This window comes from Curtobacterium sp. Curtsp57 (assembly GCF_047324335.1).
In the GTDB taxonomy this organism is placed as follows: domain Bacteria; phylum Actinomycetota; class Actinomycetes; order Actinomycetales; family Microbacteriaceae; genus Curtobacterium.
The window spans coordinates 1,709,442-1,724,628 of record NZ_CP168511.1; the positions used below are offsets into that span (position 1 = coordinate 1,709,442).

The following is a 15,187-nucleotide window of genomic DNA, read 5'->3' on the forward strand; positions in this document are numbered from 1 at the left end:
CGAGCCTACGGGCGACCGGCGACACCCAGTGCGTTGTCCACAGGGTCGGCCACGGCGGTGGAGCCGGCCACGCCCCCGGAGCGAGCGGGCGCGCCCGACCAACCCGTGCCTCCCGGCCGGACCCAGCGCGACCCGCCTGCCCAGGCAGGCACCGGGCCGCGGAACCGCGGCGCCTCGGACCCCGGGAACCGGCGGTCGAGGCCGGAACGCCAGGCCATGAACTCGATCATCCCCCAGTAGAGGAGCGAGGTGCCGAGCGTGATGAGCCAACCGACGGCGGAACCGTTCGACGAGTCGAGGTCGATCTTCGACCACCCGGGCGCCTGCAGCACGAAGATCGTGACGTTGTTGAGCGCGTGCTGCAGGATCGTGGCTTCGAGGCCTCCGGTGCGGAGCACGATGATCGCCGCGATGAGCCCGAACGACCCGACGTCGAGGATGCCCCAGATGTTGTAGCCGTTCGGGACGTGCAGGATCGCGAACACCACCGTCGAGACCAGCACGGCGATGACGGCGCCGGCCTTCCGCAGCGGGATCCACGCGCCGATCGTCTGCATGAGGAAGCCGCGGAAGACGTACTCCTCTGCTGCGGCCTGGAACGGCACGAGCAGCACCACGAGGACGATCGTGAGCGTCAGGGTCCCGAGCGTCACGGTGGACTGGCCGATCGCGTCGGTGTTCCAGTGCACCCCGGATCCGTCGATCGTGTACGTGCCGGCGGTCTGGATGCCGACCATGATGAGCGCCAGGACGAGGAGCGGCAGCAGGCAGCGTGCCATCCACCCCCAACGGACCCGCATCCGCACGCTCGACAGCTGTCCGATCGGTCCGAGTCGGGCGATCCGCACCGCGATCATGATCGACGGCAGCAGCACCACCAGGGACACGATCGTCATCGAGAGCACGACCGGGTCGGTCGGGTCGAGCGCCCCGGACGACAGCTGGTCCTGGAACGCCATGAGCCCGTCCGGGCCGCGCTGCACGCCGATCGGCACGAGGTACGCGACCGCGATGAGGACCTGCGTCGCCAGGTAGAACCCGAGGAAGACGGCCAACGCCACGAGCGGCCGCCACCAGCGCCAACGGCCGTCGACCCGGAACATGCGCTGGTAGGGAACACTCACGCTGGGCAGGCTACCGGGCGGGGCAGGATGGGACCCGTGCTCACCGTGATGCTCGGCCTCAGCGGCGCGCTCGTGTACGGGTTCGCGGACTTCCTGGGTGGGCTCGCGTCGCGGCGCGTCCGACCCGTGACGGTCGCCGCGATCGCCGCTGCCGTGGGCATGGCGCCGCTCCTGGTCGGGCTGGTCGTCGTCGGGGCACGGTTCTCGTGGCAGGCGACGCTGTGGGGAGCGGTCGGCGGGGTGTCCGGCGGCGTCGGGGTGCTGCTGCTGTACGCCGCCCTCGCGATCGGGCCGATGAGCGTGCTCTCACCGCTGACCGCCGTGTTCTCCGCCGTCGTCCCCGTGGTGGTCGCACTGATCAGGGGAACGGTGCTGTCGCCGGTGGCGATCGGCGCGCTGGTGGTCGCGGTGGTCGCGGTCGTGCTCGTCGCGTCGGTGCGGGACACCGAGGGCGCGCGGCTCACCGCGCGCGGCGTGCTCGCGGCGGCGGTCGCGGGGTGCGGGTTCGGCGGGATCGTGCTCGCGTTCAACGAGACCCCTGGAGACTCCGGGGTCGCGCCGCTGCTGGTCGCGCGGGTGCTGCAGGCGCTCCTGCTGGGTGCGGCGGCGGTGCTGTCGGCGGGGGCGGCTCGGTCGGCGCGGCCCGCTCGGTCGGCGGGGGCGGCTCGAACCGCTCGGTCGGCTCGGTCGGCTCGGTCTGGAGGCTCGGTGGTCGTCGCGTCGTCGGCCGCGGCCGACGGGGTGGCCGGGTCCACGGCCCGCGGCGGCTCGGTCCGCAGGCTCGCGCTGGTGATCGTGGCGTGCGGGGTGTTCGACGCGATGGCGAACGTGTTCATCCAGACCGGACTGCACTCGAGCACGGACCCGGCGACGCTGCCGGTGATCAGCGTCCTCAACGCGCTCTACCCGATCGGCACGGTGGTACTCGCGGGCCTGGTGCTCCGGGAGCGGCTCACCGTGCTGCAGGGGGTCGGCATCGGGTTGGCGCTGACGGCGTCGGTCGCGCTCGCCCTGTCCTGACCGGCTTCGTCCCTGGCGGGGGTCTCGTCCCCGCCGAAGCGACGGTCTCCGCCCACACGCTCCCGTGCACCCCGCGAAAGCGACTGCCTGCCGCCGGACTTCGGCCGGGATCTGTCGCTTTCGCGGAGAACGGGGCGGGGGCACGGGGCGGGGCGGGCGGCGGGCGGGCGGGCGGCGGGCGGGGTTCGTCAGGCGTCGGGGATGAGGCGCTTGCCCATCGACACCGTGTGGTCGTCCGCGTAGCCGAGGGCCTCGTAGAACCCGATGACCTGCTCGTTGCCGGCGCGCACCTGCAGGTTCAGCTTCGGGCAGCCCATGTCGGCGAGCAACCGCTCGAACTCGGCCATGAACGTCCGCCCGAGCCCCGATCCCTGCAGGTCGGGCTGCACGGCGAGGTAGTTGACCCAGCCGCGGTGCCCGTCGAACCCGGCCATGCCGGCGGCGACGAGCCGGTCGGCGCCCTCCGGGTCGGTCGCGACGAGGAAGAGCTCCGGCTGCACCGAGAGCTTGCGCGCGATGTCCTTCCGCGGGTCGTTCCAGGGTCGGACCAGGCCGCAGGCCTCCCAGAGGGCGACCACGGCCTCGGTGTCGTCAGGGGTGAACTGCCGGATGACGTACTGCACGACACCACGCTAACTGGGGTGTGCAGAACTCCGTCAGCGCGGCGTCCTCGTGGTCTGATAGACCTGAGCGTCGTCGACCGCGACGACTGTCCCCTCCGGATCGGGAGCCACGTGACCGCACACGAGACCCTTCCCTCGCGCCGCAGCGCGCGGGACGAGCGTGCCCGGACGAAGCGGGGACCTCGTCCTCGGCAGACCGTCGGCGGCGCGATCGTGTCGCTCATCGCGGAGTTGCTCATCATCGCGGGCGCCGTCACCGGGTTGTACGTGGTGTGGACCGCATGGTGGACCGACGTCGTGGCGAACCAGCACCAGACCTCCCTGGTGAAGGACCTCGGGCAGACCAAGGCGAAGCCGACCGTCGGGACCGAGCACCGAGGTACCGCACCGGTGTTGGCGGAGCCGCCGAACGTCACGGACGTCTTCGGCACCATGCAGATCCCGCGCTTCGGAGCCGGGTACGACCAGCCGATCGGTGAAGGGACCGACCGCGAGAAGGTCCTCAACACCATCGGACTCGGCCACTACCAGGACACCGCGATGCCCGGCGCCGAGGGCAACTTCGCCGTCGCCGGCCACCGCGTGACCTACGGCAAGCCGCTCAACCAGATCGCCGAACTCAAGACGGACGACGCGATCGTCGTCCGCGTCACCGACAAGGCCACGAACTTCGACGTCTGGTACGTCTACAAGGTCACCGACAGCCAGATCGTCACACCCGACCACATCGAGACGATCGCCCCCGTCCCGAACAAGCCCGGCGTCGAACCCACCGCCGACGACCGCTGGCTGACACTCACCGCCTGCCACCCGATGTGGTCCGCCAAGGAGCGCTACATCACCCACGCGAAGCTCGACTATTGGATGCCCGCGTCCGAGGGGACGCCGAAGGAACTCTCGGAGACCCCCAAGTGATCTTCCCGCTCGTGTGGCGACTCCTGCCCGGCCCGACCGCCCTCAAGGTCCTCGAACTGATCGTCCTGCTCACCGCACTCGTGTTCGTCCTGTTCACCTGGGTGTTCCCCTGGGTCGCAGCGGACATCCTGCCCCCACCCGACGGCACCGTCGACACCTCGGCGACGCCGACGCCCTGAGTCCGGACCTTCGTGTCCGGGCCTTCGTGTTCGGGTCAGACCGTGGTGCTGACCTGTGAGCCACCACCCGGAGCACGGCGGACAGCGATCCGCTCCGGGATGCGCTGCTTGAGCTCTTCCACGTGGCTGACGATGCCGACCTGCCGGCCGCCGGCGGTGAGCTTGGACAGCTGACCGATGACGCCGTCGAGCGTCTCGGGGTCGAGCGTGCCGAACCCCTCGTCGACGAACAGCGTGCCGAGCGCGACACCACCGGCTTCGGCCTGGACGACGTCGGCGAGCCCGAGCGCCAGGCAGAGCGAGAACGTGAAGGTCTCGCCCCCGGACAGGCTCCGTGGATCACGCGTCGTGTCGGTCGTGTGGTCGCGGACGGCGAGCGCGAGACCGGTCCGTCGAGCTCGGGCACCGGATTCTCGTTCGTCCGAGGTCTCGAGCGTGAAGCGGCCGCCGAGCATCGTCCGGAGACGGTCGTTCGCGGCGGCGACGACGTCCTCGAAGCGGCGCATGAGCACGTACGTGCCGAGGGTGATCCCGGTGGGGTTCTGCCCCGGTACCCCGGCAGCGATGTCGGCGAGCCGCACCACCGCTCGGCTGCGTGCCGAGGTGGATTCCCGCGCGGACACGGCACGCTCGAGATCCCCGGCACACCGCTCGCTCGCATCGGCCCGCTCACCAGTCGTCGCCGCCGTCCTGGTCGCCTCGTCGAGGACCTGCGCGGTGCGGGACGTCTCGGCACCGGCGGCGTCGAGGTCGATCGTGGCCGGATCGTCATCCGCAGCCTGGACGACGGCGGGCTCCGCCAGCCCGGCATCGACGACCGCGCGCTCGCGATCCGCATCGTCGACGATCGTCCGGAGCCGCTCGGCGTCGTCCGCTCCGAGCACCGCTGCACGAGCAGCGGCGACATCCGCGAAGTCCTGGGCACGAACGGCCGCGATGACCTCGGTCGCACGCTCCGCGACCGCCGCGGTGGCGATCCGGACCCGCTCGACCGCCTCGGCGACCGCGCGGAGTGCCTGGATCCGGTCGTCGACGGCGGACACCGCCTCCGGCAGTCCATTCGGCTCGACGTCGAGGTGTCCGGCGAGGGTGGCGAGGGCGTCGACGACGGCAGTGGTGTCCTGCTCCACGCGATCCGAGTCGTTCGCGGTCGTCGCGAGGAGCACCTGCCGACGGGCGTCGACGTCGTTGCGGTCTTGTTCGAGGGCCCGTGTGACGTCGTCGTGCGCGGCGCGGTCCCGCTCGCGTTCGGCGACCGTCGTGGCCGCGGTCCGCGCCGCCCGGACCCGCTCGTCCGCGATGGCCGCGCGGCGATCGAGTTCTTCCGGCTCGACGCTGCCGACCGCGGCGGTGAGCCGTTCCTGCTCCGCGCGCTCGACGGCGAGGGTGGTCGCCGCGGTGGCGAGGGCATCGTCCGCCCGTCGCGCGGTCGCCGCTGCCTCGGCGATCTGCGCCGGCGTCGGGTGGTCGTCCTGCTGCGTGGCGACCGCCGGGTGCTCCACCGAGCCGCACACGGGACAGGCGTCGCCTGGTCGGAGTGCCTGACCGAGCTCTCCGGCGAGCCCCGCGATGCGCCGTTCGCGCAGGTGCTGCTCAGCGACGAGGGCGTCCTGCGCCGCCGATCGCGCCGACGCCACCGACGTCTCCGCTGCCTGGACGCGTGCGCGCACCGCGGCGAGGTCGACCACCAGCCGACGGAGGTCGCGCACGGCGTCGGCTTCGTGACGGGCGGCTTCGGCGTCAGCGGCCGTCTCGGCAGCAGCGCGAGAGGCCTCCACGATGCGCGCACGCTCCGCCGGACGGGCTTCGAGCGCCGCGTCGAGTTCGGCGAGCCGCGTGCCGAGTCGCTCGGCCTGCGCGCGGGCGTCGTCGACGGCCCGTCGCCGTTCGGGGAGGGCGAGCGCGACGGGGACGAGGTGTCGGACGGCCCCGACGAGCTCCGAGAGGCGGTCACGCTCCCCCGCGGTGTCGTCGGCGGTGACGTCGTGCTGGAGCCGGAGCGCCGCGAGTTCCTCGGCGACGGTGTCGGCACGTGCACGAGCGGCATCGAGACCGTCCGCGACCGCCACCACCCGTGCTGCTCGCTCGGCGAGGGACAGGCGGGCCCGGGACTCGGCGACGGCGTCCGCTCGTTCGTCGAGTGCCGCGGACCGGGCGAGCAGGGCACTGCGGCGATCGAGTGCGGCGCGGCGCTGGACGACCGACTGCTCGTGCTCGACGGCTGCACGCGCCGCCGCTGCCGCCGCGGCCCGGTCCGAGACCGCGACATCGGCGATCCGCCGGAGCTCGAGGACGATCGCCGGGACCTCGGACTCGTCGACCCCGGGGAGATCGAGCGCGGTCCGACCGGACGCTTCGGCGAAGCGCGCGAGTGCGTCGCGCACGCGTGCGTCGGCTGACTCCACTTCGGCTGCCGCTGCCCGCCGCCGTGCCGCGAGCTCGTCGGCGGTGCGGTCGTAGATCTCGGTGCCGAACAGCGACTGCAGGAGCTTCCTGCGCTCTTCACCGGGTGACTTCAGGAAGCGGGCGAACTCGCCCTGCGGCAGCACCACCGTCTGCAGGAACTGCGCGCGGTCGAGTCCGACGATCCGGGCGATCTCGGCGCCGACCTCTTGCGCGCGGGCGGAGATCGGCTCTCCCGCCGGGTCCGTCGGGTGCGCGAGCCGGACGAGCTGCGCCGAGGATTGTTGTCGCACCGTGCCGGTGCCGCGCTGCTTCGGGCGGTCGTACTGCGGCGTGCGCCGGACACGGAAGACGCCGGCACCGGTCTCGAACACGAGCTCCACGAACGGCTCGACCGCGGGGTCGGCGTGCTGGCTGTGCAACCGGTCGGAGCTGGCGTCCGAGCCGGCGAGCCCGCCGTACAGCGCGAAGACGACGGCGTCGATGATGGTCGACTTGCCGGATCCGGTCGGTCCCTCGAGCAGGAAGACACCCGACGCGGCGAGCGCGGCGAAGTCGATCGAGACCAGGTCCGGGTACGGACCGATGGCACGGAGTTCGAGGTGGTGCAGGTACATCAGCGCACGGTCCCCTCGTGCACGGCCCCGTCCTGCTGCGACAGGGCGGCGGCAGCGGATTCGTACGCTTCGCGCAGCACGACGAGTTCTTCGGCCGTCGGGGCCCCGCCGGTCGCGAACGTCACGAAGTCGGCAGCGACCTCGACCGGGTCGGACGTCGCGGTCACCGCTCTGGACGCCGAGCGCGCCGGAGCGTCGGCGGGTTCGTGGGTGATCGCGAGTGCGTGCGGGAACCGGTCCTTCACCCTGGCGTACATCCGCTCCGGGTGGACGGTGTCGGTGACGGCGACGCGGACCCAGGCATCGGCGTGCTCGGTGAACACCCCGGCCTCGATGTCGTCGAGCGGGCCACGGACGTCCACGAGTCGGCGGGGCACGGGTGTCGGGACGAGTTCGACCGAGACCGTGCCGGCTGCGTCGAGGTCGACGAGGGTCACCGACTTGGTGTGGTGCCGCTCACCGAACGAGAACGCCAGGGGCGACCCGGCGTAGCGGATCCGGTCGGAGGCCCCGACGCGCTGAGGCCCGTGCAGGTGGCCGAGGGCGACGTAGTCCACGCCGTCGAACGCGGACTCGGCCACGCGGTCGACGCCCCCGACGCGGATGTCCTGCTCGCTGTCACTCGGCTCGGCACCGCCGACGAAGGCGTGCGCGACGACGACGCTCCTGGTGCCGGGCCGCTGTGCGAGGTCGCCACGGACCCGGTCCATCGCGGCGCCGACCACTGCCTGGTGCGATCGGGCGAGGGGTTCGTCCGGAACGTCGGCGAGGGCGTACCGCACCATGTCGGGCTGGAGGTACGGGATGCCGTAGACCGCGACCGGCCCGTCGGCGTCGTCCACGAGGACCGGTTCGGCGATGCGTGTCGGCTCGGCGAGGATCCGCACGCGGGCGTTCATCACTCCGGAACCGAACCCCAACCGGGCGGCGGAGTCGTGGTTGCCGGGTGTCACCACGACGGTCGCGACCGCTGCCAGTCGTTCGAGCGTCGAGGACAGCATGCGCACGGCGTCGACCGGCGGGATCGCGCGGTCGTACACGTCCCCGGCGATGACCACCAGGTCGACCGATCGCTGCACGACGACCCCGACGAGGTGGTCGAGGAACGCCGCCTGGTGCTCGAGCAGATCGGCGCCGAGCAGGGTGCGGCCCAGGTGCCAGTCGCCGGTGTGCAGGATGCGCATGCCCGTCACGGTAGCGCCGTCCTCGGACATCCCGGGGCACCGCGCCACCGGCCGTGGACAACTCAGGCGCAGCTGAGGTTCGTGCCGACGAGGGCCGTCTGGATCCGGGCGGTCGCGGTGCTGGTCGACGTCCAGTTGCCGACGAAGTTGACCCGCACGGTGACCGTGTAGACCTGGCCGAGGCTCAGGATCCCGGAGCCGACAACCTTCACCGGGGTGGTCGTGCCCGTCGCGAGCACCGTCGTGCCGCTCATGACCGAGAACGACGTCGCGGTCGGACCGCCGTACGCGAACCCGATGTTCACGGAACCGTCGCCGTTGGCGGTGCACGCGAGCGTCGTCGCCTGCGGGACCGTGAGGGTCGCGAACGACGACGTCGGGTTCACCGTCGTCTTGGCGAACGGTGCCGCGACGGCCTGCGCGGGCAGGAGGACCCCGAGGCCGCCCGCGACGAGCACCACCGCGGCGGCGCCACCGGCACGACGGAGACGCCGCACCCGCCGGACACGACGGCGGAGCGCGCGACGCGGCAGGAGGTGCCGACCGGACCGGCCGTCGGCGGCGCCGGACGGGGCGGAGGTGGGATGAGCCTCCAGGCCGTCGTCAGCAGCCGGACCGTCACCGTCGTCACCATCGGAGGACGAGGACGCCAGCCGACGCAGCGAGCCGTCGATCGTGCAGAGGAACAGGGCGGCGGTGATCGCGAGTGCGAGGAGGACCACCCTGTGCCACTCACCGTCACGGAGCCAGACGATGGGGGCACCGATGGACGGGATGCGGAGGAAGGCGACGCCGTGCACGGCAGCCCGGTCGATCCCGGTGGAGTCGCGCTGCGGGTTGGCGTCACCCTTGGTGACGAGCGTGCCGTCCGGTCCGGCCTTCACGAAGCGGTGCATGCGGAGGTGCCCCGGCTGGTCGGGGTCGTCGGCGAGCAGGATCTGCCCGAGCCGGATCTCCGCCTGGGCGACCGGGCGGGAGACGACCACGTCGCCGGGAGCGAGCCGCGGCTCCATCGAGCCGGTCATGACGGTGGTGGGGTGCCAGCCGATCACGGCGGGCGCGGCGGCCCAGAGGGCGAGGCCGAGGAGCGTCGCGACGATGCCGCGGGCGAGGGTGGCGACGACGACACGCCCCCAGTCGAGGACGTCACGGAGCGCATCGTGCGGTGTGCGTCCACCGCTGACTTCGATGCTGACCATGACTGCCTTCGACTGGGGGCGTGCTGGGGGTGACGGACGGGCCCGCATCGGGTCCGGTCCCGGACGTCACCGGTGGAGCCGGTCGGGCGTGCTGATCACGCGCCCGGCGTCGGTTCCGAGCCTCAGCTGTTCTGGGCCTCCCACGTGAGACCGAGGGAGGCGGTGCCGCCCTGGATCGAGTTCGGGGCCGAGGTGGGGACGGTGTAGGTCACGCGGTAGACACGCGACTCGGACGCGGACCCGGTCGGGGCCCAGGTGCCGACGCCGGTCGCGAAGTTGGTGGACGCGGTGCCGAACGCGGCGAGCGTGCCCGAGTAGAGGTTGCCGCTCGTGCTCGCCGGGGTGAAGCCGGTGCAGGAACCGAAGCCCCCGCCGGTGCCCTGGTCGATCGAGATGGTGATGTTCGACGCGAGGGCGTTCGTGGTGGCGGCGTTCGTGCCGTAGAGCTTGACCGTGGAGGCCAGCGAGCCGGTCGACGTGACGGTGATGCAGTTGGAGCCGGTCGAGCCGGGCTTCAGGCCGGTCGCGGTGAACAGCGCGGTGTTGTTGTCGTCATCGGTGAGGGCCACGCTGCCTGCGGTCCAGTTGCTGGTCGGGTTCACCGTCGTGGCGGAGAAGGCCGAGTACGAGGCGGTGGAGACGACGACACCCGATGCGACGAGCGCGGCGGGGATGGCGATCCAGGCGGCCAGACGAGCGGCGCGAGGGGTGACACGAGACATGGCGGTACTCCGGAAGTCGAGAGATCTGATCGGTTGGTTCGGCCGGGGCCGCGGTGGTTGGCCGCGCTACGTGCCGTGGTGGTGCTGTGCTCCGTTGCTACGACGATCAAGTTACTTGCCAACCAAGCCACTCACAAGCCGAGACAACCCCCCACTGCTGGGGGTAGTTCGACGAGTGAGATACTTGTTCAATGAGCAGTACGACGGCAGGCCCGTGCCGTCGGCCTCACACGTACCCGAGAAGAGCCGCCCGATGACGGACACCCGAACACTCGAAGTCGACGCAGTCGCGCCGACCACACCAGCCGCACCCACATCCCCCGTGACCGCGTCGCCCGTGATCGCGTCGCCCGTGCCCGTCGGGCGCCCCACCGCCGACGGGGTGGAGGACACCGACCTCGGCCGCCTCCTGACCGCCTTCCGCCTCATGCAGATGCAGCACGCACGCGTCCTCCACCACGAGAGCGTCGCGCGCGGCCTCAACGCGACGGACAGCCGCTTCGTGTTCTTCCTGGCGGCGGCCGACGGCGAGGGTGTCACCCCGAAGCAGTCGGGCGAGTACCTGGAGCTGTCCACCGGGGCGATGACGTCGGCGATCGACCGGCTCGAGAAGCGCGGCCACCTCGAGCGCCGCCCGAACCCGGACGACCGTCGCAGCATCCTGATCCACCTCACGGCCTCCGGTGCCGCCGTCGCGCAGCAGATCGGTGCGCGCTACGCGGCGGCCTTCCGCGAGGTGACCACGCCAGAGGAACGGCAGCCCCTTGCCGACGCGCTCGCCCGGCTCGGCGACGCGCTCGAACGCCGCTCCGGAGTGCACGCGGGAGCGTCCGCGTGACCGCCGTCGTCCCCGAGGACCCGACGGCACCGTTCTCCCCCGTCACCGGCGCTGCGCCGTCGACCGACCTGGAGCGCGTGCTCGAGGTCTACCGCCGCCTGCAGGTCCACCACGCCAGGCTCGTCCACGACGAAGCATCCGCCAGGGGCCTGGGGCTCACCGACCTGCGGTTCCTGTTCTCCCTCGCCGCACGACCAGGCGGCAGTGTGCTCCCCAAGGAGGCGACCGCGTACCTCGGGCTCTCCACCGGCGCGATGACGTCGCTCGTCGACCGGCTCGAGCGCGGTGGGTTCGTCCGACGCGTCCCGAACCCGAACGACCGGCGCAGTGTCGAGGTCGTCATCCTCGACGAGGGAGTCCGTGCCGTCGACGAGGTCAAGGACATCTACCGAGACGCGTTCACGGCTGCGGTGCCGAGTGCGCAGATGGGACTCCTCGCCGACGTGCTCGAGGCCTTCGACGCCGAACTGGCCGCCCACAGCCGGGCGTAGGTTCGGGGGCATGACCCCCTCCGAAGTCCTCATCGAAGCGTTCTCCCGCGTCCCGTCGACCGTCGCCCGTGCCGTCGAGGGGCTCTCCGAAGACCAGCTCGCATCACGCCCGGCAGCCGGGGCGAACACCCTCGCGTGGCTCGCATGGCACATCGCCAGGGGCCAGGACGCGCAGATCGCCGACCTCGCCGGCAGCGAGCAGGTCTGGACCGCCGACGGCTGGTACGACCGGTTCGGGCTGCCGTTCCCCGCCGAGGCGCTCGGGTACGGCATGTCCCGCGACGACGTCGGCAGGGTGCGCGCGTCCGCCTCGCTGCTCACCGGGTACCTCGATGCGGTGCACGAACGCACGGTCGCCTACCTCGGCACGCTCGGGCCCGACGACCTCGACCCGGTGGTCGACGACGCATGGGACCCGCCCGTCACCGCCGGCGCGCGGATCGTCAGCATCCTGAACGACTGCACGCAGCACGCGGGCCAGGCCGGCTACGTGCGAGGCCTGCTCTTCTTCAACCGCTGAGCGGTGCGCTGACGCGCAGACGGACGGGAGGCCCGGTGCCAGCTGGCACCGGGCCTCCAGTACATCCTGTGGTCGCGACTAGCGCGCGGCGAGCTCCGACACGATGCCGTCGCCAGGGGCTGCCTGGACGAGGTCGGCCTCGATCTCGGCGCGCTCGAGGATGCCCTCGATCTTGCGGACACGTCCGCGCGGGACGATGGTGACGACGGTGCCCTCCTTGCCGGCACGACCCGTGCGGCCCGAGCGGTGCATGTACGCCTTGTAGTCGTCCGGTGCGTCGGCCTGCACGACGAGCGAGACGTCGTCCACGTGGATGCCGCGGGCGGCGACGTCGGTGGCCACGAGCACGTTCACCCGACCGCTCGTGAGGAGCTGCAGGTTGCGGGTCCGGCGCGACTGGTTCAGGTCGCCGTGGAGCGAGGTCGCGCGGATGCCGGCGTCCTCGAACTGGTCGGCGAGCCGCTCGGCGTACGCACGGGTGCGGGCGAAGACGATCGTCTTGCCGTCGCCGGCGACGAGCTCCTCGAGGAGCTGGTCCTTCTGGCGCTGCTCGACCACGAGCACGCGGTGGTCGATCGTCGAGGACGCCTGGTCCTCGCCAGCGACCTCGTGCACGCTCGGCTCGTGCAGGAACTGCTCGACGAGCGCCGCGACCTGGGTGTCGAGCGTCGCGCTGAACAGCAGCTTCTGCGCCCGGTTGCCCTGCGGGGTGACCTGGGCGGTCGCCTCGAGGATCTCCTGCACGGGCTCGAGGAACCCGAGGTCGCACATGTGGTCGGCCTCGTCGAGCACGGAGATGACGACCTCGCTGAGGTCGAGCTTCCCCTTGTTCATGAGGTCCTGCACGCGACCAGGAGTACCGACGATGATGTCGACGCCGCGCTCGAGCGCGCCCTCCTGGCGGCCGTAGGGGACGCCGCCGTAGATCTGCGTCGTGAAGAGGCCCACCGAGCGGGCGATCGGCTGCACGGTGCGGTCGATCTGCAGCGCGAGCTCGCGGGTCGGGGCGAGGATGAGCGCACGCGGGGCGCGGCCCATCTTGCGCTTCGTGCCGCCGCCGTGCTCCATGAGCTTCTCGACGAGGGGCGCTCCGAACGCGATGGTCTTGCCGGAGCCCGTGCGGCCGCGGCCGAGGACGTCCTTGCCGGCGAGCACGTCGGGGATCGTCGCGGCCTGGATCGGGAACGGGCTGGTCGCGCCCAGCTCACCGAGCGCACGGGAGATGTTGCCGCCGATGCCGAGGTCCGCGAAGGTCACGCCCTCGACGTCGGCCGCGACGGTCGCCTCGGCCTGGAGCTTCTCGAGCTTGACGTCGTCCGCGGGGACGAAGCCCTTGCGCGGGGCGTCGTCGCGGTCGAAACGACGCGGGCGGTCGTCGTTGTCACGACGGGGCGCACGGTCATCGCGGTCGAAACGGCGCGGGCGGTCGTCGTTGTCACGACGGGGCGCACGGTCATCGCGGTCGAAGCGACGCGGGGCACGGTCATCACGGTCGAAGTTGCGACGCGGACGGTCGTCCTGGTCACGACGGGGCGCGCGGTCGTCACGGTCGTCACGGTCGAAGCGACGCGGTGCACGATCGTCCCGGTCGAACCGACGCGGGGCGCGGTCGTCGCGGTCGAAGCGACGCGGGGCACGGTCATCACGGTCGAAGCGACGCGGGGCACGGTCGTCGTTGTCACGACGGGGCGCGCTGGGCCCCTGCGAGCCGGTTCCGGCGCGACGCGGAGCTTGCGGAGCGTCGGGGCGGCTGTGCGAGGAGGGAGCGTCACGGTCGAAGCGACGCGGTGCACGATCGTCCCGGTCGAACCGACGGGGCGCGCGGTCATCGCGGTCGAAGCGACGCGGGGCACGGTCGTCGTTGTCACGACGGGGCGCGCGGTCGTCGCGGTCGAAGCGACGGGGCGCGCGGTCGTCGCGGTCGAAGCGACGGGGCGCGCGGTCGTCGCCACGGGCCGGACGGCCGGCGCCGCGGGGCTCCCACGAGGAACGCCCGCCGTCGCGGGGCTCCCAGTTCGGACGGCCGGTGCGCTCGCCCTGCGACGAGCGGTTGCGGCGGTCCTCGGCGTCCCAGCGCTGCTTCTGGCGCGGTGCGGCAGGCTCGGCAGCGCGGAAGCCGCGGTGCTTGCTGCTGCGGGCGGCGGGGGTGCCGTTCGGGTGACGGGGACGGTCGGAGGCGCGCGAGTTCGCGCCCTTGTCGTACGGGGCCATGGATTCTTTCCGGGGTGCGGACATGCCACGCAGCCCGGCAGCGACATCGGCGGGGGCGGTTCGTGGAGAGGGGGTTCATCCCGTCGTCGGATCGACGTGATTCCAGCCCTCGAACTACACAACACCCAAACACGTCCGCGACTCACTGGCCGCGGTGTCGAAGGCCGACCGAGGGAGTCTACGCGACCACGCGCTCGGAAACCAGCCCCGCCGGTGTCCGAGGGTCCGTGGCGGAGGTGATCCGGGCCTCCAGGCCGGTGCGGATCAGGACTCGGCGAGCCGCTGTCGCTGCTCGGCCACGTCGAAGTCGGCGGCGGGCCACGAGAGGTGCATGTCCTCGAGCGCGCGGAGCAGGAGCTGCTGCACGGCGAGGCGGGCGTACCACTTGCGGTTCGCCGGCACGACGTACCAGGGCGCGACGGCGGTCGAGGTGCGGTCGAACACGATCTGGTACGCGTCCTGGTAGTCGTCCCAGAGCAGGCGCTCGTCGATGTCGCCCGGGTTGAACTTCCAGTGCTTGTCGGGGCGGTCGAGGCGGTCGCCGAGCCGGGCGCGCTGCTCGTCCTTCGAGATGTGCAGCATCACCTTGACGATCGTGGTGCCCTCGTCGGCGAGCCGGTTCTCGAAGTCGACGATCGCGCCGTAACGACGCTCGATCTCCGCCGGCGGTGCGAAGGAGCGGACGCGCTGGATGAGGACGTCCTCGTAGTGGGAGCGGTCGAACACGCCGATCTGCCCGGCGGACGGGAGCTGCTGCTCGATGCGCCAGAGGAAGTCGTGCTCGCGCTCCTCGGCCGTCGGTGCCTTGAAGCCCGCGTAGTGCACACCGTTCGGATCCACGGCACCGATCACGTGCGACACGATGCCGCCTTTGCCTGCGGTGTCCATCGCCTGCAGGACCAGCAGCACACGGCGTTCGTCACCGCTCGTCGCCGCTGCCCAGAGTCGTTCCTGCAACGCGGCGAGGCGGTCGGCGCCGGCGGCGAGCGCCTCGAGCCCGTCGATCTTGCGGCCGGGAAAGCCCGGCGTGGACTCGGGGTCGACGTCGGCGAGGCGGAAGCCCTCGTCGACGCGCAGGAGCGGTTCCGGATCGGCGTTCCAGGCCTTGCGTCGACTCACGGGTCCTCCAGCGGTGGGTGTC

At 72.0% G+C, this 15,187-nt stretch carries 14 protein-coding genes; 6 read left to right on the plus strand and 8 right to left on the minus strand.

Going from position 1 to position 15,187, the window contains the following annotated elements:
* Positions 1 to 5 precede the first annotated feature (5 nt).
* Positions 6 to 1,124, minus strand: coding sequence for a CPBP family intramembrane glutamic endopeptidase (locus ACEN9V_RS08095; protein WP_413602811.1), 1,119 nt, complete (start codon positions 1,122 to 1,124; stop codon positions 6 to 8).
* A gap of 36 nt (positions 1,125 to 1,160) precedes the next feature.
* Between ACEN9V_RS08095 and ACEN9V_RS08100 the strand changes: the two genes are divergently transcribed.
* Positions 1,161 to 2,144, plus strand: coding sequence for an EamA family transporter (locus tag ACEN9V_RS08100; protein ID WP_413602812.1), 984 nt, complete (start codon positions 1,161 to 1,163; stop codon positions 2,142 to 2,144).
* A gap of 188 nt (positions 2,145 to 2,332) precedes the next feature.
* Here the strand turns inward: ACEN9V_RS08100 and ACEN9V_RS08105 are convergent, their stop codons facing one another.
* Positions 2,333 to 2,767 carry a GNAT family acetyltransferase gene (locus ACEN9V_RS08105; RefSeq protein ID WP_413602813.1) on the minus strand — a complete coding sequence of 145 codons (435 nt, stop codon included), beginning with the start codon at positions 2,765 to 2,767 and terminating at the stop codon, positions 2,333 to 2,335.
* A gap of 111 nt (positions 2,768 to 2,878) precedes the next feature.
* On the opposite strand from ACEN9V_RS08105, the gene ACEN9V_RS08110 reads away from it, so the two are divergent.
* Positions 2,879 to 3,682 carry a class E sortase gene (locus ACEN9V_RS08110; RefSeq protein ID WP_413602814.1) on the plus strand — a complete coding sequence of 268 codons (804 nt, stop codon included), beginning with the start codon at positions 2,879 to 2,881 and terminating at the stop codon, positions 3,680 to 3,682.
* Entirely contained in the window at positions 3,679 to 3,861 is a 183-nt protein-coding gene (locus tag ACEN9V_RS08115) for a hypothetical protein (protein ID WP_281266940.1), read from the plus strand. Before ACEN9V_RS08110 ends, ACEN9V_RS08115 begins: the two co-directional genes overlap by 4 nt.
* Before the next feature lie 35 nt (positions 3,862 to 3,896).
* Here the strand turns inward: ACEN9V_RS08115 and ACEN9V_RS08120 are convergent, their stop codons facing one another.
* From ACEN9V_RS08120 to ACEN9V_RS08135, 4 genes are all read right to left on the minus strand, one after another.
* Complete coding sequence (locus ACEN9V_RS08120) at positions 3,897 to 6,881, minus strand: AAA family ATPase (RefSeq protein WP_413602815.1); 2,985 nt, start codon at positions 6,879 to 6,881, stop codon at positions 3,897 to 3,899.
* Positions 6,881 to 8,065 (minus strand): exonuclease SbcCD subunit D, encoded by a 1,185-nt coding sequence (locus tag ACEN9V_RS08125; protein ID WP_413602816.1) that lies wholly within the window; start codon positions 8,063 to 8,065, stop codon positions 6,881 to 6,883. The genes ACEN9V_RS08120 and ACEN9V_RS08125 overlap by 1 nt, the downstream gene beginning before the upstream one ends.
* 62 nt (positions 8,066 to 8,127) lie before the next feature.
* Complete coding sequence (locus tag ACEN9V_RS08130; protein WP_413602817.1) at positions 8,128 to 9,264, minus strand: S24/S26 family peptidase; 1,137 nt, start codon at positions 9,262 to 9,264, stop codon at positions 8,128 to 8,130.
* A gap of 122 nt (positions 9,265 to 9,386) precedes the next feature.
* Entirely contained in the window at positions 9,387 to 9,986 is a 600-nt protein-coding gene (locus ACEN9V_RS08135; protein WP_281266936.1) for a hypothetical protein, read from the minus strand.
* 253 nt (positions 9,987 to 10,239) lie between these two features.
* On the opposite strand from ACEN9V_RS08135, the gene ACEN9V_RS08140 reads away from it, so the two are divergent.
* The 3 genes from ACEN9V_RS08140 to ACEN9V_RS08150 are packed head-to-tail and all read left to right on the plus strand — an operon-like array spanning position 10,240 to position 11,835.
* Positions 10,240 to 10,824, plus strand: a complete 585-nt coding sequence (locus ACEN9V_RS08140; RefSeq protein ID WP_413602818.1) for a MarR family winged helix-turn-helix transcriptional regulator — start codon at positions 10,240 to 10,242, stop codon at positions 10,822 to 10,824.
* A complete protein-coding gene (locus ACEN9V_RS08145; protein ID WP_413602819.1) occupies positions 10,821 to 11,315 on the plus strand; it encodes a MarR family winged helix-turn-helix transcriptional regulator in 495 nt (164 codons plus the stop codon). Before ACEN9V_RS08140 ends, ACEN9V_RS08145 begins: the two co-directional genes overlap by 4 nt.
* 10 nt (positions 11,316 to 11,325) lie before the next feature.
* Positions 11,326 to 11,835 (plus strand): mycothiol transferase, encoded by a 510-nt coding sequence (locus tag ACEN9V_RS08150; protein ID WP_413602820.1) that lies wholly within the window; start codon positions 11,326 to 11,328, stop codon positions 11,833 to 11,835.
* Between the two features lie 78 nt (positions 11,836 to 11,913).
* On the opposite strand, the gene ACEN9V_RS08155 is transcribed toward ACEN9V_RS08150, so the two are convergent.
* Complete coding sequence (locus tag ACEN9V_RS08155) at positions 11,914 to 14,046, minus strand: DEAD/DEAH box helicase (RefSeq protein WP_413602821.1); 2,133 nt, start codon at positions 14,044 to 14,046, stop codon at positions 11,914 to 11,916.
* Between the two features lie 264 nt (positions 14,047 to 14,310).
* A complete protein-coding gene (locus tag ACEN9V_RS08160; RefSeq protein WP_413602822.1) occupies positions 14,311 to 15,165 on the minus strand; it encodes a polyphosphate kinase 2 family protein in 855 nt (284 codons plus the stop codon).
* Positions 15,166 to 15,187: the final 22 nt, after the last annotated feature.

What these genes read in the sequence shown, in the direction of transcription:
- ACEN9V_RS08130 (WP_413602817.1), bottom strand. Translation starts at nt 9,264, where the DNA reads ATGGTCAGCATCGAAGTCAGCGGTGGACGCACACCGCACGATGCGCTC.
- ACEN9V_RS08125 (WP_413602816.1), bottom strand. Translation starts at nt 8,065, where the DNA reads ATGCGCATCCTGCACACCGGCGACTGGCACCTGGGCCGCACCCTGCTC.
- ACEN9V_RS08120 (WP_413602815.1), bottom strand. Translation starts at nt 6,881, where the DNA reads ATGTACCTGCACCACCTCGAACTCCGTGCCATCGGTCCGTACCCGGAC.
- ACEN9V_RS08140 (WP_413602818.1), top strand. Translation starts at nt 10,240, where the DNA reads ATGACGGACACCCGAACACTCGAAGTCGACGCAGTCGCGCCGACCACA.
- ACEN9V_RS08155 (WP_413602821.1), bottom strand. Translation starts at nt 14,046, where the DNA reads ATGGCCCCGTACGACAAGGGCGCGAACTCGCGCGCCTCCGACCGTCCC.
- ACEN9V_RS08135 (WP_281266936.1), bottom strand. Translation starts at nt 9,986, where the DNA reads ATGTCTCGTGTCACCCCTCGCGCCGCTCGTCTGGCCGCCTGGATCGCC.
- ACEN9V_RS08150 (WP_413602820.1), top strand. Translation starts at nt 11,326, where the DNA reads ATGACCCCCTCCGAAGTCCTCATCGAAGCGTTCTCCCGCGTCCCGTCG.